We start from the raw sequence: 25,196 nt of genomic DNA on the forward strand, positions 1-25,196 counted from the left end.
CCAGGCAAAAGAAAACCCCCGACAGACTTCTGGTTTGTCGGGGGTTTTCTTTTGTCTGCCAAACACCAAGGCTCTAATGAACAGGGTTCAGCCGATACAAAAAAGGCCCCTTCACAGAAGGAGCCTCCTTATTGGTGCTTACTATCGGCAGCCGCCGTTATTGTAAGGACCGGCAACACGAACCCAGCCACTGGCTTGTGGAACGTTGCTGCACATAGTACGGCCGGTCGAAGCCGACTGATAAAGCCACCAGGAAGCCGGTGCAGCTTGAACGACGACTGCACCCAACAGCAAACTTGCGGCCAAAGTCAGACCAAAACCCATACGCAGCGACATAACGATCTCCATTTCAAATAAACGTCTCAAACGGTCGTCAGCGCAATAACTTCATAGATCATCATCTTGCCGACACAACCAGAGACAGCAGTAAGAGTGTTGCAAACCGAACACCCATCATTCATCAAGGCCCTGACGAAAGAGCGCGCACCTTACATTGCGAAACAACTAAAAACAATAAATAAAACCCCCACAACCAAAACTATTTATTAATTAAATCAACTCAAAAAAAATCAACAACCAGGCAAAGACCTACAACATTAATTGCATACAAACCACTGACCTAAATCAAAAAATACGCTAACTAAAACCAGACACGCGGCACAATCTTCCTTAATTAAAAACAACATCCCAATAAGTTAACGTTTGTCTGCGCAATAAATTAACGCGCGAAGCCTCCGCCCAGCGCCAGGTACAGTCCCATTTGCGCCTGCAGTCGCTCGAAGCGATTCTGCGCCAGTGAAATTTGCGCGGCACGCCGGCTCTCTTGCAGATCCAGCCACTCCTTGATACCCGTTTGCCCGCTGCGATAACGAATTTCGGCCAACCCTTCGGCTTTCATTGCGGCGATCAGAGCCTGCTCTCGCCGCCCCCCCTGATCAGCCAACTGCACTTGCGCCGACAGGGCGTCTTCAACTTCCGCCAGCGCGATATAAAGGCTCTGACGAAAGTCGATTATCGCCGACTCATAGTCCACCGCCGATATACCCACTGTGTACTTGCGAACATTCCATTGCACAAACGGCAGACTGATACCAACACCCAATAGACCGACAGGATTATTGAGCACTTGGCTTAACTCTCGACTACCGCCAGTAGCCAGACCGCCCGTCAGTGTGAACGAGGGATAGAAACTGGCACGCGTTGCGTCATAGTTCGACAGCGCCTGGCGCAATCGCCATTCAGCCGCCTGCAAATCCGGACGTCGATCAACCAGATCAGCCGGCAAGCCTGCCGGCACACTCGCCAATGCCGTCGAAGGTAATTGCACAAGTTCTGCAAACCGATGCTCGGGTGCCTGATCAAAGACAATGGCCAGTGCGTTGCGCGCCACTTCAAGTTGCTGCAAATAGTCACTCAATACAGCACGCTGCGTGGCCAACACCTGCTCAGCTTGTGCCTCTTCAAGACCCGTCGCCGCACCCGCCAGATGTTGAGACTGCACCAGTTGCAACGTCTGCTCGGCGTACCCGATACTTTCCCGCGCAGACCGGACCAGTTCGTTGAACAGGCCAATCTGCCAATACAGGCGCGCCGTCGTACCCACCAGGCTCAGCGCGCTGGCACGCCGGTCAAAGTCAGTCGCCAACAGCGCCCATTGCCCGGCATCGCGCGTACTCGCCAGTTTCCCCCACAAATCGACTTCGTAACGCACCGTCGCGCTCGTGGAAAATCGACGCTGGCTTGAATTGTCTCGATGTAGATTCCTGCTCCAGTCCGCCCCCGCCCCCACGTCCAGATCGGGCGTGATATTGGTGCCGGTGAGCCCTGCCTGAAGCGCTGCCCGACGCACTCTGAGCGCAGCAACTGCAAGATCGTTATTGCGCGCCAGGGCGTCGTCGACCAAGGCGTTCAGACGTGGATCATCAAACGTTTCCCACCATCGCTCTCGCACACTCAATGAGCGCTCACGAGATGCGTCGCCAAACCAGAAGGCCGGCGTCTTCACTTGCGGTTGACGATATTCGCTGTGCAGCAGAGCGCAGCAGCCGCCCAACAACAAAGGCAATGGCAATGCCCAGATCCACTTGCGCTTGGTGTACTTCATTCTCTGGACAACGCCTGAATTGGATCAAGCCGGGCGGCATTGCGCGCCGGGATATAACCGAACAACACGCCGACCAGCAGCGAACACAAACACGCTGAAATCATGGCCAAAGCCGTGAATTCCATAACGATTGTCTGCACGAAATAGCCGAACACCTGGCTGATCAACAACGAAAGCAGGACACCCAACAAGCCCCCCAGCAGACAGACCAGCACCGCCTCGATCAAAAACTGCTGCAGGATGTCCGTGCGCCGCGCGCCGACCGCCATGCGGATGCCAATCTCCCGGGTGCGCTCGGTGACCGACACCAGCATGATATTCATCACGCCGATACCACCAACCAACAGTGAAATGAGCGCCACCGCAGAAATCAGCAGGGTCAGTGTGTCTGTGGTTTTCTGTACGATTTTAAGGATGCTGTCGCTGGAACTGAGGAAAAAATCCGCGCGCCCATGACGTGCCACCAACAATGTTTGCAGTGCTTGCTCTGCTGCTGGACTGGCAACCTGCTCCCTGAGCCGAACCTTGATCGAATTGAAATGGCTCTGCCCCAACAAGCGCCCCATCACCGTCGTATAAGGCAGATAGACCTGCAGGCTTGGCCCTGAAAAACCGTCATCGCGACTTTCCATGACCCCTACCACCGTGCAAGGCAGGCCGCCCACCAGGATCACTTTGCCCAGTGGTTGCTCCCAGTCCTTGAACAGCCGTTGTCGCGTATTGTGATCAATGATCAGTGTCTGGCCGCGGCGCATCACATCGCTGGCACTGAACACCGCACCCTTGTTCATGCGGATGCCCATCACCTGGAAGTAATCGTGGCCGACACCATTGACGGTGGCACTGACATGCAGATTGCGATAGCGAATCGTTCGGCTGCCATTGACCATCGCCGAGACACTGTCGACCCAGGACTGCCCTTGGATAATCCGCAGATCCACAGGTTGCAGGGTGCGGATCGAGGCGGCCTGCTCATCCCCCCAGTCCTTGCCAGGATAAACATCGATGGTATTGGTGCCCATGGCGCTGATATCGCGCAGTACTCGGGTCTGCGCACCCTGCCCCAAAGCGACCACCGACACCACTGAGGCGATGCCGATGATGATCCCCAGCATGGTCAGCAATGTACGCATACGATGGCTGCAGAGGGAAACCCAGGCCATCTTGAAAGCCTCGCTGAAGCGACGCCACTGCACCGCCGCTACTTCGCGCCCCTGATCTTGCGTACTTTCACCAGCCTCGGCGACCTGCGCCGCAGACACTTTTCGGCTGGCATTCGATTGATCCGCGACGATTTCTCCGTCATGAATCTCGATAATTCGGTCAGCGTGCTGCGCCACCTGCACGTCATGGGTCACGATAATAATGGTGTGGCCGCTACGGTGCAGTTCACGCAGGATGGCCATTACCTCCTCACCACTGCGTGAGTCCAGCGAGCCGGTAGGTTCGTCAGCCAGGATCACCGCGCCACCATTGATCAGCGCACGGGCAATACTGACCCGCTGCTGCTGACCACCGGAAAGCTGCCCCGGCCGATGCTGCAGACGCTGCCCCAGCCCCAGGCGCTGCAACAATGCCCTGGCCTGTTGCTGACATTCGATAAACGACTGGTCGGCGTAAATGGCCGGCACCTGGACGTTGGCCTCGGCGCTCAAATGCGACAGCAAATGAAAGCGCTGGAAAATGAACCCGAAATGCTCACGACGCAATGTCGCCAGCTCATCGCTGCTCATACCGGCCATGTCGAGACCGTTGATGCAGTAGCGACCGGCGGAGGGACGATCCAGACAGCCGAGGATATTCATCAGGCTGGATTTTCCGGAGCCGGACGGACCGATAATCGCCACCATTTCACCGGCGCCAATGGTCAGATTCACGTCCCGCAACACTTGCGTTCTGGCCTCGCCATCAGCGAACCAACGCTGCACACCTTCAAGGGACAATAGCGGCTTGGCCGGCAACACGTCGTTCATCGCATCCGGCGTCAAGCCGCGAAGATCGCTGGCGCTGCTCATTGAGGCTCCGGCTCTTCGCCGAGGACAACTTCGTCATGCTCCTTGAGACCGTCCAACACCTGAACGTTAAGGTCATTGCGCAAGCCGGTCTTGACCAGCACCGTCTGCAACTGACCATCAACCAGTCGACGCACTTCATAGCGGCCATCCGCGGCACGCTTGCCCAACGCAGCCACCGACACCGTTGTGGCTTTTGGCGCAGAAGCGAGCAGCACACTGACCTGCGCCGTCATTGATGTGCGCAACGAATGATCGTCATTGGGCACGTCAAACAGAGCGTTGTAGTACACCGCTGCGTCGGCACCGCCAGCAGTCGAGCCACCGCTACCCTGCATTGTGTCCTGCCGGGCAATGGACTCTGGCGCCGGTTCTACCGCCCGAATATGACTTTCAAAGCGCCGATCCGGATCGCCCAGGATACTGAAGGACACCGCCTGGCCTGGCTTGACTCGAACCACGTCAGCTTCGGATATCCGCGCCTCGACCGTCATCCGGTCCAGTCGGGCCAGGATCAGCAAAGTCGGGACACTTTGCGCGGAAACGACGGTCTGCCCCTGCCTCGTCACCACGGCAATGACTTCTCCGTCCATCGGCGCACTGATACGCGTATAGCCAAGGTTGACTTCGGCGATGCGGATTTCTATCTCCGCCTGGGATATCTGCGCAGCCAGGGATGCCAGTTCGGCTCGTGAGCTTTGCAATTGCGCTTCGGCTATTTCCAGATCGGCCCGCGATCCGGCCTCACTGGCAACCAGACTTTGCTTGCGACGAAAATCAAGTTCGTACTGGCGAATCAGCGCCTGTCGAGCCTTATATTGTGCCCGGACACTAAGCAACGCTGCCCGTGACTTGAGCAGTTCGTTCTGTGGCAACAGCGGGTCAATCTCGGCCAGCAGCTGACCTTGGCGCACCGTATCGCCCAACCCGGCCTTCAGGCTCTGGAGTTGCCCGTTGACCTGTGCGCCAACACTGACTTGCTGGAAAGGCTTGACCGTACCACTGGCCAATACGGTTTCTTCAAGGTCCTCGACGGTGACGGTCGTGGTCAGATATTTCCTTGGCGTGGCGCCCCAGCCCAGCCCCCCTATAAACCAGACCAGCAATGCACTGACGAACAACGTCCCGAGGACGATTCGGGAGCGAGAGAAAAAAACCATGGAGTGATCGTTACATCCCTGTCTGTGGTTGGGCGAACCGTTCATTGGCGCCCGGGTGTTGCCTGAGCAAGCGCATGAATACGCCGGCACAAATACGATGCCGCAGACGAGTGGCCCCCGGCGCGCGCATTAAACAAGAAAGCCCCTCAAAGAGGGGCTTTCCGTTACAGCTTTTTACAAAACATCGATATCAGGTCATCTGAATGATGGTCTGCATGATGGTGCTCTGGGTCGAAATGGTCTTCGCGTTCGCCTGATAGTTGCTCTGGCCCTTGATCAGGTCTACCAGCTCGTTGGTCAGGTTAACGTTCGACTCTTCCAGCGAGTTGGACTGGATGGAACCCAGGGTACCGGTTTGCGGAGCGTCATAACCCGGGATACCCGAGGCAAACGTTTCCTTCCAGCTCGTTCCGCCGATCGCTTGCAGGCCCTGCTCGTTAGTGAAGCTGGCCAGCGCAACCTGGCCGATGGCCTTGTTCTGGTTGTTGCTGAAATTGGCGAACAGGGTACCGGTACCGTCGATGGTCAGGTTAGTGATCTGGCCAGTAGCATAGCCGTCCTGGGTCGGGATCGAACGGGCGGTATCGGCGTTGTACTGGGTAGTCTGCGCCATCGAAATGGTAATGCCGGCCGTGTTCGCGGCGGCACCGTTAGGTTTGAAGGTACCGTTGACCACGTTACCCGGAACCCAGCCGCTGAGCTTCAAGTCGCTGCTGATCACCGGACCAGGCAGGGTGCTGACCTGAGTCAGTTTGCCAGCGGAGTCAAACGTCATGGTCGAAGGTGTCGGCGCGGTGACCTTCGGATCGCTACCGGTAGCGTCCGGGTTACGCCCGTCTACCAGGGTGTAGACCTTCCAGGTGTTGGCACCGGTCTTGACCACGTACTGATCCATCGGGTGCATGTTGCCCTGACTGTCATAGATCGGCGTGCTGAACGATTTAGTGTAGGTCGCGAGGTTGGTCGGGTCGAATTTGCCGGCCGGCGCTGTGTCGTCGATCACCGGAGCGGTCGAGTCCAGGTTGATGGTCGACGTCACCAGCGAGGTGGACTTTGGCGCCAGGTTCGAGGTGTCGATCTTCAGGTCGGTCAGTACGCCGTTAATGACCTTGCCGTTGGCATCCACGCCGTAGCCCTGCAGACGCGAGGTGTAGTCGGTGTTGGTGATGTAGCCTTTATCGTCGACCTTGAACGTACCGGCCCGGGTGTAGGAGATCGAGCCGTTGTTGCTCATGGTGAAGAAGCCCGAGCCGTTGATGCCCATGTCCAGCACGTTACCGGTGTTGTTGATATCACCCTGGGTGAACTGCTGGGATACGTTGGCCAGACGCACACCGTTGCCGATGACCTTGCTGCCGGTTCCCAGGCGAGTGGCCGAGTAAACATCTGCGAATTCTGCACGGGACGATTTGAAACCGGCGGTCGCGACGTTGGCGATGTTGTTGCCGGTCACGTCCAGTTGTTTGTTGGCTGCATAGAGACCGCTAAGGCCGATATTGAAAGACATATTCCACTCCTTTGTGCCGGTTAGTCGGCTCTATATACCAATGGTTTGTACTTTGGACAGGGCGACGGTGCCCTTGCCGGACAGGTTGAGCATCAGCTCGCCGCCGGTCTGGCTGATGGTCACACTGTTGACCGTGGCTGGCAGGTAGGTCGCCAGGTCGGTCGCGGTGCCATTGATCGATGCGTTGGCTTTGACGGTGTAGGTCCCGGCCTTCACCAGATTGCCGTCTTTGTCCTTGCCGTCCCAGGTGAAGCTCGCGCTGCCTGCGGCGCGACTGCCCAGATCAATGGTTCGCACGATCGCGCCGCTGCTGTCGGTGATGGTGACCGTGCCGCCGGCAATCGACGACGGAACGGTGGCCGAACCGGTCATGCCCTTGCTCGGGTCGTCCATCTGCACGCTGTTGGTCTGCACGATCACGTTGCGACCGACCAGCGACGACGCCTGCAGCGCCTGCGACGAGTTGTAGTTGCCGGCCAGCGAGCTGACGGTGCTGTTGAGGGTGGTAATGCCCTCAAGGCTGCTGAACTGCGCCAACTGCGCCACGAAGGCACTGTTGTCCTGCGGATCGAGCGGGTTCTGGTTTTTCAGCTGGGTGACCAGCAGTTGCAGGAACGCATCCTTGCCCAGCGCCTGGCCGCCGGTGGCGCTGTTGGTGGCCGAAGCAATGCCACCGGTGGTCGAACTGGTCTTTTTCGACGAGTTCGCCAGGATGTCATTCATGCTCAGGCTGCTGGTGGTATCGGTAACGCTCATGGCAGTCGCCCCTTATTACTGACCGAGGGTCAGTACCTTCTGCATCATGGTTTTGGCGGTGTTCATCATTTCGGCGTTGGTCTGGAACGAACGGCTCGCGGAAATCATGTCAGCCATTTCTTCCACCACGTTCACGTTCGGGTAGTAGACGTAGCCTTTGGCGTCAGCGGCCGGATGGTTCGGCTCGTAACGCGCTTCGAGATTGCTCTGGTCTTCGACCACGCCAAGTACTTGCACGCCCTGCCCTGCGGCGTCCTGGCTCTGGAACAGCGAGTTGCTGCCAGTGTTCTGGCCGCCCTGGAACATGGTGGCGAACACCGGGTGACGGGCGCGGTAGGTCTGGTCGATGCTCGACGAAACGGTTTCGGCGTTGGCGATGTTCGAAGCCACGGTGTTCAGACGCGTGGTTTGTGCGCTCATGCCGCTGCCGGCAATGTTGAAAACGCTGGACAGGGACATGGATTACTCTCCGCGCAGGGCTGACACCAGCCCTTTGAATTTGCTGTTGAGCAGGGTGAAGCTGGCCTGGAAGCCGACCGCGTTTTCCGCGTAGTTCGACTGCTCAAGCTGAGCGTCAACGGTGTTCTGGTCGATCGAAGGCTGCATCGGCGTGCGATACATCAGCGACTCGTCGCCATTGCCCAGGCCTTCAGCTTCGATGTGACGGCTGTTGGTCATGTTCAGCGCGATGGTGCCGTTGGCGTTCTTCTGGGTCTGTGCTTCAAGCACCTTGGAGAAGTCCAGATCCCGAGCCTTGTAGTTCGGGGTATCGGCGTTGGCGATGTTGTTGGCCAACACTTCGGCACGCTGGGCGCGGAAGCCCAATGCCTTTTCGTGAATGCCGAGCGCTTTATCGAAGCTGATGCTCATGTCGGGAACCTTCGGGTGACCGGTTTTTCGTACCTGAGCTTTAGCAAGCGCCGTGCCAAACAGAACAACCCCCATAAACCGGGGCTTTGCGAGGAGCCGGCAAAGCGGCAATGCCAGAAAAGCGGCAACCGGTTTCCGCTGGCTGCCGCTTTTCTGCCGCTTGCGTGCTCTCGCCAACACCGGACAACTGTGGGAGCGGGCTTGCTCGCGAAGGCGTCGTGTCAGTCAATATTTGTTGTCCTGGCACACCGCCTTCGCGAGCAAGCCCGCTCCCACAGGGGATTTTGTGGTGTGTGAGGGAGATAATTCAGGCACAAAAAAACGGGAGTCCCCAAGGACTCCCGTTTCTCGTGTTGCCGATGCAATCATTTCGCCTGGTAAATGATCCCCGGACTGCACTGGACCATCTGGTAATGATCCGGCAAACCGTTCAGCGCTTCGGACGCGCCAAGGAACAGGTACCCGCCCGGCTTCAGCGTGCTGTGAATGCGCAACAGGATGTCTTTCTTCACCTCGGCGGAGAAGTAGATCAGCACGTTGCGGCAGAACACGATGTCGAACTTGCCCAGACTCGCGTAGCTGTCGAGCAGGTTGAACGAACGGAATTCCACCCGGTTCTTGATCGGCGCCTTGATCACCCAGCGCCCCGGCCCTTTCGGGTCGAAGTAGCGCTGCAGACGATCGGCGGACAAACCGCGACCGATCGCCAGGCTGTCGTACTCGCCGGTCTTGCAGTTGGTCAGCATGCTGCCGGACAAGTCCGTGGCAACGATCTGCACGCCCATCTTCAACTGACCGAGGTTGCTGCGCTCGAACTCGTCGATCGACATCGACAGCGAATACGGTTCCTGACCCGACGAGCACGCCGCCGACCAGATCCGCAGACGCTGGTTGGGACTGGCCTTGATCGCCTCGGGCAGCACCTTGTTCTTCAAGACTTCAAACGGATAGGTGTCCCGAAACCACAGGGTTTCGTTGGTCGTCATGGCATCGACCACCTGCTCGCGCAAACCGCTGCGCGGCTGGGTCTGGATGCGCTGTACCAGCTCACCCAGGGACTTGATGCCTTGCTGCTCCATCAGTTTGTTGAGACGGCTCGAGACCAGGTACTGCTTGTTTTCACCGAGCAAAATGCCACAGGCTTTTTCCAGGAAGACCCGGAACTGTTCGAAATCCAAATTACCCGTAGACAATGATGCCGCCTCTTAAATCGTGTTGACCGCCAGGGACAAAAGGTCCCTAGCTGATATCTGCTGCTTTGATCCGGTCGACTACCCGGGATGCCAGGTCATCAGGACGGAATTTGGCCAGGAAGTCATCGGCACCGACTTTCTTGACCATCGCCTGATTGAATACCCCCGACAACGAAGTATGCAGGATGATATGAAGCTTTTGCATGCGCGGGTCGCTGCGGATCTCCGCCGTCAGGGTGTACCCGTCCATCTCCGGCATCTCGATGTCGGAAATCATCATCAGGAACTCTTCTTCCGGCTTCTTGCCCTCATCGACCAGCTTGCGCAGGTAATCCAGTGCCTGCTTGCCGTCGTTCAGCGCCACCACTTCGACGCCGACCGTCTGCAGGCAACGCGTGACCTGCTTGCGCGCCACCGACGAGTCATCGACCGTCAGCACCCGCAGCGACAACGCCTTGCTCTGGGTTTCGACATCGACCACACCGACCGAAATCGCCTCAGGCGTCGGCGCCACTTCCGCCAGCACCTTCTCGACATCGATGATTTCGACTAACTGATTGTCGACCCGAGTCACAGCCGTCAGGTAGTGATCGCGCCCGGTGCCCTTGGGCGGCGGATGGATCTCTTCCCAGTTCATGTTGACGATGCGCTCCACCGAGCGAACCAGGAAACCCTGGGTCTTGGTGTTGTACTCCGTGATGATCACGAACGGACTGTTCTTGTCTTTCAACGCCCCGGAACCGGTCGCCATTGCCAGATCAAGGATCGGAATGGTCGCCCCCCGGATATTCGCCACCCCGCACACGACAGGACTGGACTTGGGCATCAACGTCAGCGACGGGCATTGCAGCACTTCCCGCACCTTGAACACGTTGATGCCGTAGAGCTGCTGACCGTCGAGACGGAACAACAACAGCTCCAGGCGATTCTGCCCTACCAGTTGCGTGCGCTGGTTCACCGAATCCATTACACCAGCCATGCCCAGACTCCTACACCAACGCCAAGTGTTGTTGCGACGCACATTCATTGCTAAACGGCACGGCGCTTGCTTTTTAACTCGTATGAACGCTCAAACGACATTTTTCCGACGCCTGACCTCCCGCACCCGCAAAGCGCTGTGCGCGGTGTCTGCCGTCTGCTTCTTCTTCGCTGGCAGCCCTGCCGGTGCTGATACGGTTACCTTGCCTGACATGCTTATCGGCGTCACCCAAGGCTTTCTTGAGTTCACCGTAGAAGACTATCTGGCTACCAGTCAAACGGAAGGCCGCTACGAAATCGAGGTCAACCAGCTCGACCCGCGTATGCGCATGCCTATGTGCGACAAGGAATTGACAGCGTCGCTGGAGAGTCCGGCCCGTCCGCTGGGCCGGGTAACGGTCAAGGTCCGGTGCGAAGGAAGCTCGCCGTGGACGGTGTTCGTGCCCGCTCAAGTCCGCCTGTTTCGCGAAATTGTTACCACCACCCGCCCGCTGAAACGCGCCGGAATTATCGAGCCGCAGGATGTGACCTTGCGTGAACGCGACATCAGCCAGATCAATCAGGGTTTCCTGACGTCGGTGGATGAAGCCATCGGGCAGAAATTGACCCGACCAACGGTCGCCGATCAGGTGATTACCCTTGTGCATCTGGAACAGGCTGAAGTGGTGCGCAAGGGTGATCAGGTGGTCATCATCGCCCGCAGCGGTACGCTCGCCGTGCGCATGCCCGGCGAAGCCCTGGCCAATGGCGGTTTGAAAGAACAGATCCGGGTGAAAAACCTCAATTCCAACCGGGTGATCAAGGCGCAAGTCATCGCGCCGGGTCAGGTGGAAGTGGCCATGTAAAACGCTCAGGCAGAAAACTGGCGCCGGCCTCGATGCTTCCCTAAACTGTGCCGCAGCAGAACACGCTTCGGCACATGCAGCTCATTGCAAAGTGAGCCTAAAGTTTTCCAGGGAATGGCCGAGAACATGGCAAGCGTCCAAATTCCCAGAGGTTTTTAACATGGTCATCGATTTCAGCCGTTTGAACAGCTCCTCGTCACTTACGGGCAGTACACGTACCAGCAACGCCAAGGAAACCGCCGAATCCGGCACCTCCGCGCCGCTGAATACCCAGGCCGAAACGGCCAGTACCGCAAAAAGCGGGGAATCGGTACACCTCAGCAATGAGGCTCAACAGTTGCAGAAGGTCACTGACAAGCTGCGCGATCAGCCTGCCGTCGACAAAGCCCGGGTGGCCGAGTTGAAAGCAGCGATTGCCGATGGCAGCTATAAAGTCGACAGCAACCGTGTAGCCAGCAAACTGCTCAACTTCGAAGCCCAGCGCTAGGCTTTTGCCGGCGCCAGGCTTTTGGACGCTTAAAACCCAAGGCCAGCCATGCACGACACTAATTTATTGCAACTGATCACCGACGACTTTGCTCCAGCTCAACAATTGCTGGAGTTACTGCAAACCGAGTCCCTCGCCTTGCACGGTCGCGACATGCCTTTGCTCGAAGATATTCTGGCGCGCAAACAGGCATTGATCATTCTGCTTGAACAGCATGGCCGCAAGCGCAGCGAAATCCTCGCCAGCCTCAACCTGCCGCTCGACCGTCAGGGTCTGGAGCAACTGGCCAGCCAGTCGAGCATTGGCGACCAGTTGCTGGCCCAGAGCGACGTGCTGACCGACCTGATTGCCCAGTGCCAGGCGGCCAACGTCAAGAACGGCCAGTCGATCCAGATTCAGCAGGCCGCCACGGCCAATCAGCTGAAAATCCTCACCGGGGGCGAGCCGCCAGCGTTGTATGACGCCTCGGGCACTTTCGCCAAACCCACCAAGCCGCGTACGCTCAGCCAGGCGTGAGCCATTCGATGTGCCTGCACTATCAACCCGCGAAACATGCTGGCAAAATGCTGGCTAGTCGTAGTCAAATTTTGTCTGGAGATTGAGAAAACGTGCCAAACGCCCTAAGCGCGGATGATAGTCCGCAGCCACCAAAGGTGCTGACCACGCCCCTGGAAATCTCCAGCAACCTGCGCCAGCTGCAAGAAAGCCACGATCCGCTGATCATCACGTTCCACGAGCGCAGCCAGCGCTTTCAGAGCTACCTGATCAAGGTCGACCGCGAAACCGCAACGATTGCCCTGGACGAAATGATCCCGCGCGATGGCGAGCGCTTTCTGCAGGCGGGCGAACCATTCAAGGTCGAAGGCTTCCACGAGGGCGTGCGCATCGCCTGGGAATGTACCGGCACGCTGAACATTGAAGAGTCCGAGGGCGATCGCTTCTACACCGGCGAACTGCCGACCGAAGTGGTTTACCACCAGCGCCGCAACGCCTTTCGCGCAGCCCTCAAGCTGACCGATCTGGTCAGCGTCGAACTCGGCGGCGAAAAGCTCAAGGCGCCAATCAACGGCAAACTGCTGGATATTTCCGCCACCGGGTGCAAGCTGCGCTTTGAAGGCGACATCACCGACCGCCTGCAATTGGGCCAGGTCTATGACCGCATGATTGCCGCCCCGTTGTTCGGCAATCAGCCCATCTCGGTCGAGCTGCGTTATCTGCACTTCGAGGAAAAGCTCAACATCACCTTCGCTGGTCTGCGTTTTCACAACATCAGTGGCCAGGCGGCGCGCAACGTCGAGCGCTTCGTCTATCAGCTGCAACGTGAAGCACGCCGGTTCGATAAAGACGATCTGTAATTCCTACAGGCAAATAGAAAGGGCAGCCCCTCGCGGGACTGCCCTTTTTTATGCGCGACTGAATCTCGGGGCGACTGGAGATCCATTGTGGGAGCGGGCTTGCTCGCGAATACGGCCCGACATTAAAAATTGATGCTGGCTGACACGCCGCCTTCGCGAGCAAGCCCGCTCCCACATTTCAGGGTCTGGCACCACTGATGTCCGGTGCTGGTTTATCCCCCTCATCAGCCGGATCAGTTTCCACCGCCGCTTCAGGCTGCACTTCGGGTTCTGGCTCCGGTTCTGGCGTAACTGTGGTCTGCATCTGCTCCTGCACCACCTGCTCATCCACTCGCGGATCGAGTGCTGCAACCAACGGCGAGCTGGACATGCTGTCCGGCATCGCCACGTGATGCAGCGGCGCGTCGTCGACCTGATGCAGATTGGTCACCGCTTTCGGGCGGATGCGCCACACCAGCACCAGCGCGAAGAAACTGAAAAACGCGTACAGGCTCTGGCTGCCAAACAGCTTCATCAGCACCCCGGCCAGCAGCGGGCCGATGCTCGCACCGACACCGTAGGTCACCAGCAGCATCGCCGTCAGCGACACCCGGCGATCGCCCTCGACGTGGTCGTTGGAGAACGCCACTGCCAACGGATACAGGCAGAACTGCACCAGCGAACACATGAACCCGACGACAAACAGAACTTCCAGCGGCACCTGCGGCAGGATCGCCAACGGCAACGCCGCCACCGCGAGGAACCCGGCAAAGCAGCGGATCAGCAGCGCCCGGTCATAACGGTCGGACAACCAGCCCAGCGGCCACTGCACCAGCAGCCCGGCAAAAATGCAGCTACCCATGAACAGACCGACCTGCTCGGTCGACAGCCCCTGCTGCGACGCATACAGCGGCGCCAGACCGTAGAACGAGCCAATGATCAGACCAGCACCGAGCACCGTGCTCAACGATTGCGGCACGCGCTTGATGAAGAAGCGCGGTTCCATCGGTGCCGGATGCAGCGGCGCCGGGTGAATCCGGCGGGTCAGCGCCACCGGCACCAGACACAGGGCAAAACACAGCGCGACCAGCATCAGCAGCTCCAGGCCGAGGCCCGGATGCATGACCAGAATCAACTGACCGAGCACCAGCCCCAGATACGAAGCGATCATGTAGCCGCTGAACACCAGCCCACGCTGGTTGGCATCGGCCTGCTCGTTGAGCCAGCTCTCGATCACCATGTATTGGCACATCATGCCCAAACCGACGATGGTCCGCAGCACCAGCCACGCCGGCAGCCAGTCGACCAGGCCATGCCCGAGCACCGCCGCGCCGACGATCCCGGCACACGCCGAATACGCTCGAATGTGTCCGACCCGGGCGATCAAGCGGTGACCGATCTTGCCGCCCAGCACCAGGCCGAAATAGTTGGCCGCCATCAGCGCACCGACCCACAGTCCGTCGACATGGTCAGCGGCCAGGCGCAATGCCAGGTAAGTAGATAGAAGGCCCGAACCGATCAACATCATCAGCGAGGCGAAATACAGCGCTCGAAAGGATTTCCAGATTTGGCGCATCGGCGTTCCGAGCGGCTCCTTGCAGTGAGTATCGGGCTATCCAGACGATAGCCCGACGGCGACAGTTAGTCAGGCCTGGGCTGCTAGAACACGCCGTTCCCAGGGAGTGATTTCATCAAAGAAGCTGGTCAACTCCATGGTCTTCGAAGCGATGTAGCCTTCGATGAACTCCTGTCCGAACAGTTCCCTGGCCAATTGGCTACGTTTCAGACGCTCGAGCGCGGCATGCAAGGTACACGGCAGCGAAAGATTATCCGGCACTTCGAATTCGCCCTGAATCGCCGCAGTCGGTTCCAGCTCATGCTCGATCCCATGCAAGCCGGCGGCCAGACTCGCGGCAATCGCCAGATACGGGTTGGCATCGGCGCCAGGCAAACGGTTTTCCACGCGTCGAGCCACCGGCGAACTGGCCGGAATCCGCAACCCTGCGGCGCGGTTGTCATGGGACCAGCAGGCATTGTTCGGCGACGCATACGGGTGACACAGACGCTGATAGGAGTTCACGTTCGGCGCGAACAGCGCTGTGAAATCAGCCATGCCCGCCTGCTGCCCACCGATGAAATGGCGGAACATCGCCGTCGGCTGGCCATTCTCGTCACTGAACACGTTGTTGCCGGTGGCGATCTCGACGACGCTCTGGTGAATGTGCATCGAACTGCCCGGCGTGTGCGCCAGCGGCTTGGCCATGCACACCACGCTCAGACCATGCTTGAGCGCGACTTCCTTGAGCAGGTGTTTGAACAGGAAGGTCTGGTCGGCCAGCAACAGCGGATCACCGTGCAGCAGATTGATCTCGAACTGGCTGACGCCCATTTCATGCATGAAGGTATCGCGCGGCAGGCCGAGGGCGGCCATGCATTTATAGACTTCACTGAAGAACGGCCGCAGACCGTTATTGGAACTGACGCTGAAGGCCGACTGCCCATCCTCGCGACGTCCGTCGAGGCCGACTGGCGGACGGAACGGCTGGGTCGGATCAGTGTTCGGCGCGAAGACGAAGAATTCCAGCTCGGTCGCCACTACCGGCGCCAGACCGCGTGCGGCGTACCGGGCAATGACTTTCTTCAATTGACCGCGGGTCGACAGGTTGGAGCTTTCGCCGCTCAGTTCGTCGGCATCGCAGATGGCCAGGGCACGTGGCTCGTCGCTCCATGGCAGGGGATGGATCATGCTCGGCTCGGCCACCAGCGCGAGGTCGCCGTCATCGCTGCCGTAAAACCGCGCCGGCGGATAACCGCCCATGATGCATTGCAGCAGCACTCCCCGCGCCATCTGCAAACGCCGCCCTTCGAGGAAACCCTCGGCGGTCATCACCTTGCCGCGCGGCACGCCGTTCAAATCCGGCGTGACACATTCAATCTCATCAATGCCGGTCAGTCGCTGCGCGAGTGAACGCTGGCCATCGGTTGTCATGACGCAATCCTTGTTATTGTGCGAGCCGCAAGCGGCGACCCGTACAAAATAGGCTCCGGCTGTTCGGAATATCAAGCAGCGTCAAATAAAAACCCGAGTCACGGCAGATAAAGGCTGAACACCCCGCCACCCAATGGTCCGCCATTGCGAATCTCGGTGTGCCCGACCACGCCATTGCGCTGATGCAACGCAGCAATCCGGTTGGCGAAATACAGACCCAACCCGGTGCTGCCGCTGCCGTGATTGATGCCCTGCACGTAATCGGCTTGACGCTCGAGCATCTCGGCCGGGTAACCGTCGCCGTCATCGTTGATGCTCAACACCAGTTGCCCAGCCTCGTCGCTGACGGTAATCAGCAGCGACTCGCGGGCATAACGAATCGCGTTGTTGATGCAGTTGCCCAGCACTGACGCAACCAATTCGCGATCGAAGAAACCCAGCGGGCTCAGCGGATCAACTTCGTAGGTAGCAATGATCCCGCGACTGGCGAACACCTCTTGATGCGCGGCCAGTTGCGCCTCAATGAAATCATCCAGCTCGTGATACGCCGGTTGCAGCGGCAACTGGTTGACGCCGAGCTTGTACAGTCCAAGCAGTTGCACCAGCATGCCGTTGAGGTGGGCGAACTCGAAGTCGATCACGCCCTGCTCCGCTCCTGCGCGCTGCCCCTCGGGCAAGCGCGCCAGCCACTGGCTGTGGGCCTGCATCAGCATCGCCAGCGAGTTCTTCATGTCGTGAACGGTGGAGGCGATCACCGTGGAGAAATCCAGCGCCTGCTCGTCTTGGTTCATTCGCCAAACGCCTTGCTTTTCAGCTTCTGATAACGCGCATAACGCGCGTCGGTGTCGGGCATCAGGCCGACCATTTTCAGGCAGGCCCGACATTCTTCCAGCTCCGCCGACGGCACACTGGTGTCGGTGCCGTGCAGCAGCGACTGGGCCATGTTCAGCGCGATACTGATGTTCTTCGGTTGCATCTTCAGCGCCTTGCGGAACACCTCGCGCGCCTCCACTAGGTTGCCGGTCTTGTACACGCGTACGCCCTGCCGGTTGAGGTCGGCGGCGGCGTTGCTCGAACTGAGGATAGTCGGGTCGTCGGTGAGCTTGGCGATGTCTTTCATCACCGCCGGATCGTCACCGTAGATCTCCGCACAGCTCTTGAGCATCGACGTGCCCGCCTCGGCCTGCCCGAGCATCTGCAATTGCTTGGCGACCAGCAGCGCCGCTTCAGGGCTCATGAACTGTTCCATGCCGTCGAGGCGCATCAGTGCTTGCTCGGTAAGCTTGTCGGCGGTCTCGGCATCGTTGAGCAGCAGACTGGTGGCCTTCATCAGCCGCGCACGAATCTGCAGGCCGGGGTCAGACGGGTTCTCTTTGGCGACGGCGCTGAGCGTGGTGTTGATCTCCAGCCGCGTGCGCGTGTCGAGCCCGCGCTCACTGCCCTTGCTGATCAAGGCATGGGCCAGACCGAGGTTGCTTTCCGGGTCCTTGAAACGCGACTGCGCGCCCTGCGCCACCGCCTGACGATAGGCCCGGGACGCGGTGTCGAAATCCTCGTTGGCCATCGCCAGTTTGCCGAGCAACGCCTGCCGGCGCACCGCCAGCGGCGACAAACGAATCGCCTCTTCCAGCACCCGCTGCGCGCCTTTGGTATCGCCCTCGGCGACCAGCACATCGGCCATGCCGTCGTACAGCGCCGGCATCATCGGGAACACTTTCAGCGCCTTTTCGTAAACATCCTTGGCCTGCGCCACTTGCCCACGCTTGAACAGCAACTTGCCCAGCCCGGCAAACGCCCACGGCAACGGCCGATCAGCAATGATGCTGTCGTAGAGGCGTTCAAGGGCTTCGTTCTGATTCATGTCGCGCAGCGCATCGGCGCGATAACGCAGGCACAGCGGCGAATAACGGATGTCCTGCTTGCACAGCGCAATACAGGCATTGAGCACTTCGACCGGCTTGCCACGGTCGAGCGCTTGCAGAATCGGTTTGAGCAACGTCTTGCGCTGCTCCAGACGCTCCAGGCGCTGCGCCAGGCCGGAGCGGTTGAACGGCTTGGTCAGGTACGCATCCGGCTCGTGCTCCAGGGCACTGAGCACCATCGCCTGACTGGTCTCGGCCGTCACCATGACAAACACCGCTTCATGGCTGATGAGCTTTTCCGACATCAGGTCTTCGAGCACTTGCTGGCCGTTCTTCTTGCCGTCGCCGAGGTGGAAATCCTGCAGGATGAAATCGTAGGACTTCTGCGCACACATCTTCAGCGCCTGCTCGCCGGTATCGGCGGTATCCACATCCTTGACCCCCAGTTCACGCAGCATCGAGCGTACGGAACTGCGGAAATCCGAGAAATCATCGACGATCAGAAAACTCTTTTGGTGATACGACAGCATCGAGGATTTCCAGGCAATTGAAGTAGGTGAACCGGGGGCGTTTTCACAGGCGCGCTGATGATAGCTGGAGGCCAAATGCTATCAAGCGATTTCGCGCGAGTCTGAGGCCGCCGAATGAGTTATCGGCAAGGGGTGGGGTTCTCTGAAGTGGGTGTTCAAGATTCCTTGAGGAATAATGAAGCTGTCTGGCTGAACGATTACCGGTAAGTGCCAGACTCCGATAAGCCAACCGCAAGCGCATAAAATAGCCCCGAAAGGTGGCCCTGCTCGAGGCTTTTTGGGTGGACGCTTTTAGCATCCGGAACTGATGGTGTCCCAGGGCAGGTTCGAACTGCCAACCTTCCCCTTCGTGAATCCATACCGTGGTGCGCTTATAACCTGCCGCTTTCTGGCGCTCTGCAAAGTCTCGCTGACGATCCGCCCCCGTGCGCTTGCCTTTGTCCTCAACTTCCATACCAGACTCCTGTTAGTGCTGACGCAAGAGCAGGGGTGCAAAATAATTGCAGCCATATGAATGCTCATTGAGAGCCGTCTTGCTCCCACGAGTCACACAGGCCAAAATCGGCCATCACACATGGAGCGGTATGATTTAGATGACGGCACTACTCGCGAAGCGCTTTGTTGAGCTCGATGAACAGTTACAAGCTGTGCAAACCGGCGTCGTCACTCTACGCAATCCTTACGACGGCAGAGACTATGAGGACCTTGATTCCGAAGTACTTCTGAGCTGGGGGGTAAAGGTAAAATCCCTTTTCGAGCGACTTGGCGCAGGAGCATCTAGCCAACTACAGATGTTCATAGACGCAGAAAAAAAACTCGGGTTGGAGTTCAATGGCAGCCGCCTAAAACGTATGAGAGCAGTCTTCCACGCAACCAAGGAAGATTTCGAAGGCGGCTACCTCATTTCTTTCCGGAATCTTGTACAGGCAGAGGTGTTCACCAACGAGCTTGAGCAAGCGGAGGAGCTCCTCAAGTCGGGATACGCGACAGCAGCGGCAGTCATTGCTGGAGTTGTGCTCGAAACGACTTTGCGCGATCTGTGTACTACCCTGGAGCTAGAGCACGGCAGCCTCAACAAAATGAACGATGACCTGGCTAAGGCCGGCGCATACAACGCGAGTCAGAAAAAACGGATCACAGCTTTGGCAGCAATCCGCAACAGTGCAGCCCATGGAAAGCCAGAAGAGTTCACGGCCGCAGACGTAAGGGGCATGATTGATGACGTTGAGCGCTTTCTCACAACAAATCTTCAATGACCAAGCAACTCTAAGAGACGCGCTTGATGGGAGTATGCAGGGGATGATAGATGCGAGCAGCACTGCCGCATCTCTCCGATGCATTCTGTTTCCAATACATTACGCTCACCTAGTACCCCTCCGCCGCTCACTTCCAGTCCCTCACAATTTTGTCCCTAAAAATCGCCGTAGAAGACCCTTTATGTATATATTCAATCACTCCAATCAATTCTTTTGAAAAGTCGATTTGCATTAAATCATTGTGTGGCTCTGAACGCCAATAATCGACTTCGTACGACACTAGTTTTAATCTAAGCCCATTAGTTATCAAATACGCCTCCTCAAAAGCTTCCGCATGAGTTAAGTCACCATACCTACCATCTGATTTAGCATCTAATCTGGATGCTAGCTCATAAAGCGAATACGTATCTGCACCTAACACATCCTCGATAAATATTTCAGTATTCAAACCAGAAGAAACAAGCTTGACCCCCTCCCCTACTGGATTTTTCCTTAACCACTCACCATCTACCTTAGGTCTGAAATCGGTAATTCTTGGGCAAGGAGTTATACAAAAATTTATATTGATTTCACGAACTAGTGGATTACCATCACTATCAATCCAGTCATCATCCCTTTGCTCTCGAACGATCAGCAAATCGATTCTATTATGTTTTGCTTTTTGCTCCGCGCCGCTTTGATAGCCAGTCTTAGTTGCAAAAACCGGTTTCAAATCCGGTATATCGCGTATTTTCCCTATCAGAGCATCTATTTTCTCTATCGACACTCTTGACGCATAGTCCTTACACTCAATAATAGTTTTATACACAACACCAGCGAGTTCATACTCCCAATACAAATCAAATTCTCGCTCGACACCAAAATTATCTATGATTTTTTTATTTCGCTCGACCTTTATAGTTTTTTGATCAGAAAACTTTTCGGAATCCAACATAGCTTGCTGAAGATTCTGAACGAAAATTTCATAATCTCTTCCATCGGACATCAAAGAAACTCCTAGAGATTTTTGGTTGGGTTAATGGCCCGACCGATTTATATTATCAGCAAAAATAAATAGCGACTCTCGACACGCTGTATGCCGTTGCCTCCATTAGAAATTCGATGTGTTCTCACTGTGCCAGTTATAACGGAAGGCTCAAGCATCTGACGTTGCACGAAGATAGCAAGCACCTATCGCGTCCTTTCCCTAGGTACGGGCCAACGTAACGATGCGGACAAGCGCCCGGTTGCAGTCAGTCTCCGAAGCCTTCTGCTCGGTCAGTGCAGGCTGACCGCCAATGAACAACATGAATATCCAGTGGGTTAGCATTCACGACCCTTCAGTGATTTTTCTGAAAATGTAGTTCAATCGACCTTGAGTGGAACAGTGCGACTCGGTCAGTTTAGCTGAGAACGTGCGTGGGGCGCTTTCCACGCTGGTCGAGAACCTAGACTTTATCAGGAAGGGAATTGCTGAGCTGACCGTGTCAGGCTGATTTCGCGGATCGGATGCAATCTTTACTGCTGGCACCTTTCGACAATCGTACGAAAAGCCTGCAAGATGATGCCATTTCAATGGCCACCCACGCATTTGGGTGTCAATCGCCTGGAGGGCACATGAAGGGACTCTTTCCACAATACGATGCATCGACACAGATTGACTTCAAATCTGCATGGAAAGAAGCAGTCTTTGTGTTCGACACTAATGTGTTGTTGAACCTGTATCGTTATCAGGAAAACACTCGAGACGAATTACTTTCAGTATTGCAAGAACTATCTGAAAAAATATGGATACCATTCCACGTAGCATTGGAATTCCAGAGAAATAGACTCACAGTAATTACAACACAAGGAAAAAAATTTTCCGAAGTAAGAAAAAGTATTGAAAAAATCAAGAGCGCCGTTGCTGCAGAAGCCGCCAGATTGAACCTTGCAAAGCGGCACACGTTGATTGACTTTGACTCTTTGACTGTGGAGTTTGACAACCTAGCCCAAAAATTTCTGGAGCAACTAGATAACTCGCAAAAAACACAGCAAAAGTTAACCGCACCAGACATCCTAAAAAATCGAATTGAGGATCTCTTTGAAAATCGTGTCGGACCATCTCCAGTCGATCAGAAAACTGTTGATGATCTATTCAAGGCTGCTGAGCAACGTTACAAATTCAAAACCCCACCTGGCTATATGGATAGCAAAAAGGACGAGGATTCTCCAGACGAGTTCGTACACTCAGGCATTGTGTACAAACGCAAGTATGGGGACTACCTAATCTGGACGCAGCTTCTGGACTTTGCAAAATCTCAAAACAAAACGAAAATTATATTCGTAACAGATGACGCTAAAGAAGATTGGTGGCTTAAGTACAATCTTGAGGGAACGAAAACCATTGGACCTAGACCAGAACTAATCGAGGAAGCCAGCTTAATAGGTGGCATAAGCACCTTCATAATGTATAACCCTGAAAGCTTCATGCAATACGCGCAAGACTTTTTGAAGACAGAAATATCAGAGACTACACTAGAAGATGTTCGTGACACCTCAATAGAAAATATTATACGAAAAGAAAGCTACAAAGAGTTTCTAACAAACGCGATAGCTAATAAAAACATGATGCATAGCTGGATTCTTTCTCTTGGAGGAACTCCAGTCCCGGATGATAAATTTGATTTATTGATCGAGCACTCCAACTACAGAAGCGGATATGAAACAAGACCCTTCACGATCAGTCGGGCCATATTTAAATCATCTATAAAGATGATTACAGAGTCAGCTAACAGACACATAAAAGATGGGACCGTGCAGACTTATACAATGGTATTTTCTGTGCGCTCTATATCAGAAATAAATGAACTATTAGATTTGCTGCACGAGTATCCGGTGGAGGGTATATCTGACACTTTATTGATAGCCATCGGTGTGATTGAGGATTCGAGTGAGACCTTCGCTCCTTTCCTGAGCGGTAAATACAACGATTTTGCCGGCAGATAAGCTCCAGACAGCAGGCTGGAGCAGGCGTATGAAATTGTGATCATGGCCCACATTTGAGCCATCCGAACCAAAGTGGGATTTTCTCACGTTGCCCTGTCCGCGAACTGCCGAGGATTTCTCGGTAGTTCGAAACCCCTCATATCCGAGGTATTTCCCCGCTGGGGGAAGACTCATCCAAATCTGGATCATCAAGTACGCGACACGTTTTCAGATCCCGCGAAACGTGTCGCTACACCTGCCCTACCGCAATGGGATGGCAGGTCCAGCCCCCAATGGGGGTTGGGCCGCTCAACTTTCCCCGTTGGGGGAGTGTTCCTCAAATTGAGGAAGTCCCACCACTCTCCAGTGCACGCCCCCGCACCCGACCTCAGATTGAGGATAAATCGTTCGCCTGAGCTGCTGTATCACTTTGCCTTCCCCCGACTTACTGCTACAAAAAATCCCTCTTCCGATCCGCCAAAACCAACTATTTCAGTTCCGTTTAATCCGGTTATGTGTATCACCTGAGGTGCACCCTAAAAACACTGGATAAGATCATATAATTCTTAATGTGGGTTTGAAGCCAACTCAAATCCCATCGAGGCTACCGGTCTCAAACAAAGCTCATCGCCGGAAAATGCTCCGTCCTACGCCTTCGGTAGTGCTAAGAACACAACCGCCAGCGTCAACCCTTTGCCGATCTGCATCTGCGAGCGCAGGCGGGGCGGCATAATCATCTCCGCATCGATCCATGCGGAGGACAAGTCGTAGCAGTGCCTGCGATTGAATAAATTGAGTATTTTTCGCTATGAAATTCGAATTTTACGCCACACTGAAGCAATACATGCTGGCGCAATAGCAATCACAAGCACCGCGATTTGTTTGAGCTTGAACGCACAAGACTACCCAATGAGGGTGGCATAGCCGTCGAACACTACAGGACTGAAGATCCTATGAAGGGATTTGGCGCAACGAGAAAGCTTATCTATAAAGCCTCCGAACTGGTATATGCAGCGGCAGTGTTCACCTCCGCTGTAATGGGGGTAGCTACGGGATCAGATGTTGAGTCGGGCTGGCTAAAAAACAGACCAATTGTTGTAAGAGTGGTTGAGTTCTTGCAGGAATATGCCATACCAATTTACGCGACGATCTGCGCCTTGGTTATCCTAAGTTATTTCCACCGCAGACGCGGTGACCCGTGGATTTGGGAAAAACTTAAATTCATTCTGGATGAATATCAAGGTAAGGCTTTCACTAAAGATCCAGATGACGCGACCGACCACCATCGAGTTACTCTATTCCAACACAAAAAGAACTGTCTTTTCGTTCGTCACTGGAGTTCAAATTCAATACTAAAACCTTGGGGAACAAAATCACCTTTCTCCGACTACTTAATACCTGTTCTACGGTCCGGCCATCTTTCTCAGAAATCATCAGCCGTGTTTTACACATCCGATAGTAGCGATGACTGTGAAAGCGTGGCGGCAAAAGCTTGGACAAGCAATCAAGTGGTGGTTAAGGAAAATTTACCATCGATCAATAGCGGAACGCCAAAGTCTCGAGACATCATCACTTATGCCAAAGCGACATATAGCACCCGTGAAATGGTCGAAAAATATATAAAAGCCCGCCGGCCAATGCCCCGCTCGATTGCGGCCATTCCCATCATGGTCTCTGGAACGATCTGGGGAGTGATTGTCCTTGACAGTCGACTCCCGAATGGTGTGACTGCAGATTCAGTGCTAAATTATGATTTGACAGTAGCATTGGTTGGTCAACTTTTGGAGAAAGCGCGATGAGCACGGGTTGGATTAGCATTTCTCAAAAAGATATAAATCAGCCAAGCAAGCATGAAGAGTTCAACGGATCTAAAACCCACTTTATGCTTTCACCATCTGATGTACCAATTGCGTATAGATCCAATCGAGAAAATATCGATGCAAAAAACTTTGTTTTTCACATCGAGTTTCGCTATTTATCCCAATCTGAAACACTCAAAAACATCAGATTGCCCGGGGACTTAGAAATTTCTATTGGGACCAAAAGCAAAAGAATATATTCAATCTCCATGCAATTAAATAGAGAGCTTTTGCCAGAGATTAGCGATCTGGATTCGTACATTGAATCCAAGATCGGACATGAGCCTGGACAATTCAGCGGTGGAAATCGAGATGCTATCCGCCGAGTGTTGATGACCAACGATATCGCCTAATCCCCCCCTCTCACCTAGCGGGCTGACGCAGATCAGTCCGTTATGAGTATGCCTGAGCTGATACACGCAAATTCGTCTTTATTTGCGCAATCTCCTTGATAAGTGACACTCAAAGTGCAACAGTATTAGTAGAACACCTTAACTGATACGGACAG

23 protein-coding genes and 1 pseudogene are annotated in these 25,196 nt (G+C 55.6%); 9 read left to right on the forward strand and 15 right to left on the reverse strand.

The window, feature by feature from the left end; translation table 11 throughout:
- Nucleotides 1-718: 718 nt before the first annotated feature.
- From V3W27_RS11070 to V3W27_RS11110, 9 genes are all read right to left on the reverse strand, one after another.
- Complete coding sequence (locus tag V3W27_RS11070) at nucleotides 719-2,104, reverse strand: efflux transporter outer membrane subunit (RefSeq protein ID WP_330206586.1); 1,386 nt, start codon at nucleotides 2,102-2,104, stop codon at nucleotides 719-721.
- Nucleotides 2,101-4,119, reverse strand: a complete 2,019-nt coding sequence (locus tag V3W27_RS11075) for a MacB family efflux pump subunit (RefSeq protein WP_442962650.1) — start codon at nucleotides 4,117-4,119, stop codon at nucleotides 2,101-2,103. Before V3W27_RS11075 ends, V3W27_RS11070 begins: the two co-directional genes overlap by 4 nt.
- A complete protein-coding gene (locus V3W27_RS11080) occupies nucleotides 4,116-5,276 on the reverse strand; it encodes an efflux RND transporter periplasmic adaptor subunit (RefSeq protein WP_330206587.1) in 1,161 nt (386 codons plus the stop codon). The genes V3W27_RS11075 and V3W27_RS11080 overlap by 4 nt, the downstream gene beginning before the upstream one ends.
- A 190-nt stretch (nucleotides 5,277-5,466) precedes the next feature.
- The gene (gene flgE, locus V3W27_RS11085; RefSeq protein ID WP_027612279.1) at nucleotides 5,467-6,783 is read right to left on the reverse strand and encodes a flagellar hook protein FlgE; all 1,317 of its coding nucleotides are present in this window, start codon (nucleotides 6,781-6,783) and stop codon (nucleotides 5,467-5,469) included.
- Between the two features lie 30 nt (nucleotides 6,784-6,813).
- Nucleotides 6,814-7,539: a flagellar hook assembly protein FlgD gene (flgD, locus tag V3W27_RS11090; protein ID WP_027612278.1), complete on the reverse strand. Its 726-nt coding sequence runs from the start codon at nucleotides 7,537-7,539 to the stop codon at nucleotides 6,814-6,816.
- A 15-nt stretch (nucleotides 7,540-7,554) separates the two neighbouring features.
- Entirely contained in the window at nucleotides 7,555-7,998 is a 444-nt protein-coding gene (gene flgC, locus V3W27_RS11095; RefSeq protein WP_007963049.1) for a flagellar basal body rod protein FlgC, read from the reverse strand.
- Nucleotides 7,999-8,001: 3 nt separating this feature from the next.
- Entirely contained in the window at nucleotides 8,002-8,409 is a 408-nt protein-coding gene (flgB, locus tag V3W27_RS11100; protein WP_007917581.1) for a flagellar basal body rod protein FlgB, read from the reverse strand.
- A 365-nt stretch (nucleotides 8,410-8,774) separates the two neighbouring features.
- Nucleotides 8,775-9,602, reverse strand: coding sequence for a protein-glutamate O-methyltransferase CheR (gene cheR, locus V3W27_RS11105; protein WP_007963053.1), 828 nt, complete (start codon nucleotides 9,600-9,602; stop codon nucleotides 8,775-8,777).
- A gap of 46 nt (nucleotides 9,603-9,648) precedes the next feature.
- Entirely contained in the window at nucleotides 9,649-10,581 is a 933-nt protein-coding gene (locus V3W27_RS11110; protein WP_041074300.1) for a chemotaxis protein CheV, read from the reverse strand.
- A gap of 82 nt (nucleotides 10,582-10,663) precedes the next feature.
- Here V3W27_RS11110 and flgA point away from each other — a divergent pair, with 82 nt between their 5' ends.
- From flgA to V3W27_RS11130, 4 genes are all read left to right on the forward strand, one after another.
- On the forward strand, nucleotides 10,664-11,425 hold the full coding sequence (gene flgA, locus V3W27_RS11115; RefSeq protein ID WP_027612276.1) for a flagellar basal body P-ring formation chaperone FlgA: 762 nt from the start codon (nucleotides 10,664-10,666) through the stop codon (nucleotides 11,423-11,425).
- Between the two features lie 160 nt (nucleotides 11,426-11,585).
- Nucleotides 11,586-11,912 (forward strand): flagellar biosynthesis anti-sigma factor FlgM, encoded by a 327-nt coding sequence (flgM, locus tag V3W27_RS11120; RefSeq protein WP_007917589.1) that lies wholly within the window; start codon nucleotides 11,586-11,588, stop codon nucleotides 11,910-11,912.
- A 48-nt stretch (nucleotides 11,913-11,960) separates the two neighbouring features.
- Nucleotides 11,961-12,428, forward strand: coding sequence for a flagella synthesis protein FlgN (locus V3W27_RS11125; RefSeq protein ID WP_258675703.1), 468 nt, complete (start codon nucleotides 11,961-11,963; stop codon nucleotides 12,426-12,428).
- 92 nt (nucleotides 12,429-12,520) lie between these two features.
- On the forward strand, nucleotides 12,521-13,267 hold the full coding sequence (locus tag V3W27_RS11130; protein WP_330206588.1) for a flagellar brake protein: 747 nt from the start codon (nucleotides 12,521-12,523) through the stop codon (nucleotides 13,265-13,267).
- 178 nt (nucleotides 13,268-13,445) lie between these two features.
- Here the strand turns inward: V3W27_RS11130 and V3W27_RS11135 are convergent, their stop codons facing one another.
- The 5 genes from V3W27_RS11135 to V3W27_RS11155 all read right to left on the reverse strand — a co-directional run bounded on the left by V3W27_RS11135 (nucleotide 13,446) and on the right by V3W27_RS11155 (nucleotide 19,081).
- Nucleotides 13,446-14,822 (reverse strand): MFS transporter, encoded by a 1,377-nt coding sequence (locus V3W27_RS11135; protein WP_097085801.1) that lies wholly within the window; start codon nucleotides 14,820-14,822, stop codon nucleotides 13,446-13,448.
- Between the two features lie 69 nt (nucleotides 14,823-14,891).
- Complete coding sequence (locus V3W27_RS11140; protein WP_330206669.1) at nucleotides 14,892-16,133, reverse strand: glutamine synthetase family protein; 1,242 nt, start codon at nucleotides 16,131-16,133, stop codon at nucleotides 14,892-14,894.
- A gap of 200 nt (nucleotides 16,134-16,333) precedes the next feature.
- The gene (locus tag V3W27_RS11145) at nucleotides 16,334-17,026 is read right to left on the reverse strand and encodes a sensor histidine kinase (RefSeq protein ID WP_095137133.1); all 693 of its coding nucleotides are present in this window, start codon (nucleotides 17,024-17,026) and stop codon (nucleotides 16,334-16,336) included.
- Nucleotides 17,023-18,627 (reverse strand): tetratricopeptide repeat-containing response regulator, encoded by a 1,605-nt coding sequence (locus V3W27_RS11150; protein ID WP_047295822.1) that lies wholly within the window; start codon nucleotides 18,625-18,627, stop codon nucleotides 17,023-17,025. Before V3W27_RS11150 ends, V3W27_RS11145 begins: the two co-directional genes overlap by 4 nt.
- Before the next feature lie 43 nt (nucleotides 18,628-18,670).
- Nucleotides 18,671-19,081 carry a hypothetical protein gene (locus V3W27_RS11155; protein ID WP_330206589.1) on the reverse strand — a complete coding sequence of 137 codons (411 nt, stop codon included), beginning with the start codon at nucleotides 19,079-19,081 and terminating at the stop codon, nucleotides 18,671-18,673.
- 139 nt (nucleotides 19,082-19,220) lie between these two features.
- Here V3W27_RS11155 and V3W27_RS11160 point away from each other — a divergent pair, with 139 nt between their 5' ends.
- Nucleotides 19,221-19,883 carry a DUF4145 domain-containing protein gene (locus V3W27_RS11160; protein ID WP_330206590.1) on the forward strand — a complete coding sequence of 221 codons (663 nt, stop codon included), beginning with the start codon at nucleotides 19,221-19,223 and terminating at the stop codon, nucleotides 19,881-19,883.
- A 127-nt stretch (nucleotides 19,884-20,010) separates the two neighbouring features.
- Here the strand turns inward: V3W27_RS11160 and V3W27_RS11165 are convergent, their stop codons facing one another.
- The gene (locus tag V3W27_RS11165; protein ID WP_330206591.1) at nucleotides 20,011-20,868 is read right to left on the reverse strand and encodes a restriction endonuclease; all 858 of its coding nucleotides are present in this window, start codon (nucleotides 20,866-20,868) and stop codon (nucleotides 20,011-20,013) included.
- A gap of 503 nt (nucleotides 20,869-21,371) precedes the next feature.
- On the opposite strand from V3W27_RS11165, the gene V3W27_RS11170 reads away from it, so the two are divergent.
- The 4 genes and pseudogenes from V3W27_RS11170 (at nucleotide 21,372) to V3W27_RS11185 (ending at nucleotide 25,041) form a co-directional block, all read left to right on the forward strand.
- The gene (locus tag V3W27_RS11170; RefSeq protein WP_330206592.1) at nucleotides 21,372-22,850 is read left to right on the forward strand and encodes a PIN-like domain-containing protein; all 1,479 of its coding nucleotides are present in this window, start codon (nucleotides 21,372-21,374) and stop codon (nucleotides 22,848-22,850) included.
- Between the two features lie 579 nt (nucleotides 22,851-23,429).
- A pseudogene (locus V3W27_RS11175) lies at nucleotides 23,430-23,600 on the forward strand (tail assembly protein); the annotation flags it as partial.
- A 182-nt stretch (nucleotides 23,601-23,782) separates the two neighbouring features.
- Nucleotides 23,783-24,628, forward strand: a complete 846-nt coding sequence (locus tag V3W27_RS11180; RefSeq protein ID WP_330206593.1) for a GAF domain-containing protein — start codon at nucleotides 23,783-23,785, stop codon at nucleotides 24,626-24,628.
- Nucleotides 24,625-25,041, forward strand: coding sequence for a hypothetical protein (locus V3W27_RS11185; protein WP_330206594.1), 417 nt, complete (start codon nucleotides 24,625-24,627; stop codon nucleotides 25,039-25,041). Before V3W27_RS11180 ends, V3W27_RS11185 begins: the two co-directional genes overlap by 4 nt.
- The last annotated feature ends 155 nt before the right edge of the window (nucleotides 25,042-25,196 follow it).

It is taken from the genome of Pseudomonas sp. AM14(2022), assembly GCF_036346455.1.
GTDB classification, from domain to species: domain Bacteria; phylum Pseudomonadota; class Gammaproteobacteria; order Pseudomonadales; family Pseudomonadaceae; genus Aquipseudomonas; species Aquipseudomonas putida_A.

What these genes read in the sequence shown, in the direction of transcription:
- V3W27_RS11125 (WP_258675703.1), top strand. Translation starts at nt 11,961, where the DNA reads ATGCACGACACTAATTTATTGCAACTGATCACCGACGACTTTGCTCCA.
- flgE (WP_027612279.1), bottom strand. Translation starts at nt 6,783, where the DNA reads ATGTCTTTCAATATCGGCCTTAGCGGTCTCTATGCAGCCAACAAACAA.
- V3W27_RS11180 (WP_330206593.1), top strand. Translation starts at nt 23,783, where the DNA reads ATGAAGGGATTTGGCGCAACGAGAAAGCTTATCTATAAAGCCTCCGAA.
- V3W27_RS11160 (WP_330206590.1), top strand. Translation starts at nt 19,221, where the DNA reads ATGACGGCACTACTCGCGAAGCGCTTTGTTGAGCTCGATGAACAGTTA.
- V3W27_RS11135 (WP_097085801.1), bottom strand. Translation starts at nt 14,822, where the DNA reads ATGCGCCAAATCTGGAAATCCTTTCGAGCGCTGTATTTCGCCTCGCTG.
- flgD (WP_027612278.1), bottom strand. Translation starts at nt 7,539, where the DNA reads ATGAGCGTTACCGATACCACCAGCAGCCTGAGCATGAATGACATCCTG.
- V3W27_RS11110 (WP_041074300.1), bottom strand. Translation starts at nt 10,581, where the DNA reads ATGGCTGGTGTAATGGATTCGGTGAACCAGCGCACGCAACTGGTAGGG.
- V3W27_RS11145 (WP_095137133.1), bottom strand. Translation starts at nt 17,026, where the DNA reads ATGAACCAAGACGAGCAGGCGCTGGATTTCTCCACGGTGATCGCCTCC.
- V3W27_RS11185 (WP_330206594.1), top strand. Translation starts at nt 24,625, where the DNA reads ATGAGCACGGGTTGGATTAGCATTTCTCAAAAAGATATAAATCAGCCA.
- V3W27_RS11075 (WP_442962650.1), bottom strand. Translation starts at nt 4,119, where the DNA reads ATGAGCAGCGCCAGCGATCTTCGCGGCTTGACGCCGGATGCGATGAAC.
- V3W27_RS11080 (WP_330206587.1), bottom strand. Translation starts at nt 5,276, where the DNA reads ATGGTTTTTTTCTCTCGCTCCCGAATCGTCCTCGGGACGTTGTTCGTC.
- V3W27_RS11140 (WP_330206669.1), bottom strand. Translation starts at nt 16,133, where the DNA reads ATGACCGCCGAGGGTTTCCTCGAAGGGCGGCGTTTGCAGATGGCGCGG.
- flgC (WP_007963049.1), bottom strand. Translation starts at nt 7,998, where the DNA reads ATGTCCCTGTCCAGCGTTTTCAACATTGCCGGCAGCGGCATGAGCGCA.
- flgA (WP_027612276.1), top strand. Translation starts at nt 10,664, where the DNA reads ATGAACGCTCAAACGACATTTTTCCGACGCCTGACCTCCCGCACCCGC.
- V3W27_RS11165 (WP_330206591.1), bottom strand. Translation starts at nt 20,868, where the DNA reads ATGTCCGATGGAAGAGATTATGAAATTTTCGTTCAGAATCTTCAGCAA.
- flgM (WP_007917589.1), top strand. Translation starts at nt 11,586, where the DNA reads ATGGTCATCGATTTCAGCCGTTTGAACAGCTCCTCGTCACTTACGGGC.
- V3W27_RS11170 (WP_330206592.1), top strand. Translation starts at nt 21,372, where the DNA reads ATGCAATCTTTACTGCTGGCACCTTTCGACAATCGTACGAAAAGCCTG.
- V3W27_RS11155 (WP_330206589.1), bottom strand. Translation starts at nt 19,081, where the DNA reads ATGGAAGTTGAGGACAAAGGCAAGCGCACGGGGGCGGATCGTCAGCGA.
- flgB (WP_007917581.1), bottom strand. Translation starts at nt 8,409, where the DNA reads ATGAGCATCAGCTTCGATAAAGCGCTCGGCATTCACGAAAAGGCATTG.
- V3W27_RS11150 (WP_047295822.1), bottom strand. Translation starts at nt 18,627, where the DNA reads ATGCTGTCGTATCACCAAAAGAGTTTTCTGATCGTCGATGATTTCTCG.
- V3W27_RS11070 (WP_330206586.1), bottom strand. Translation starts at nt 2,104, where the DNA reads ATGAAGTACACCAAGCGCAAGTGGATCTGGGCATTGCCATTGCCTTTG.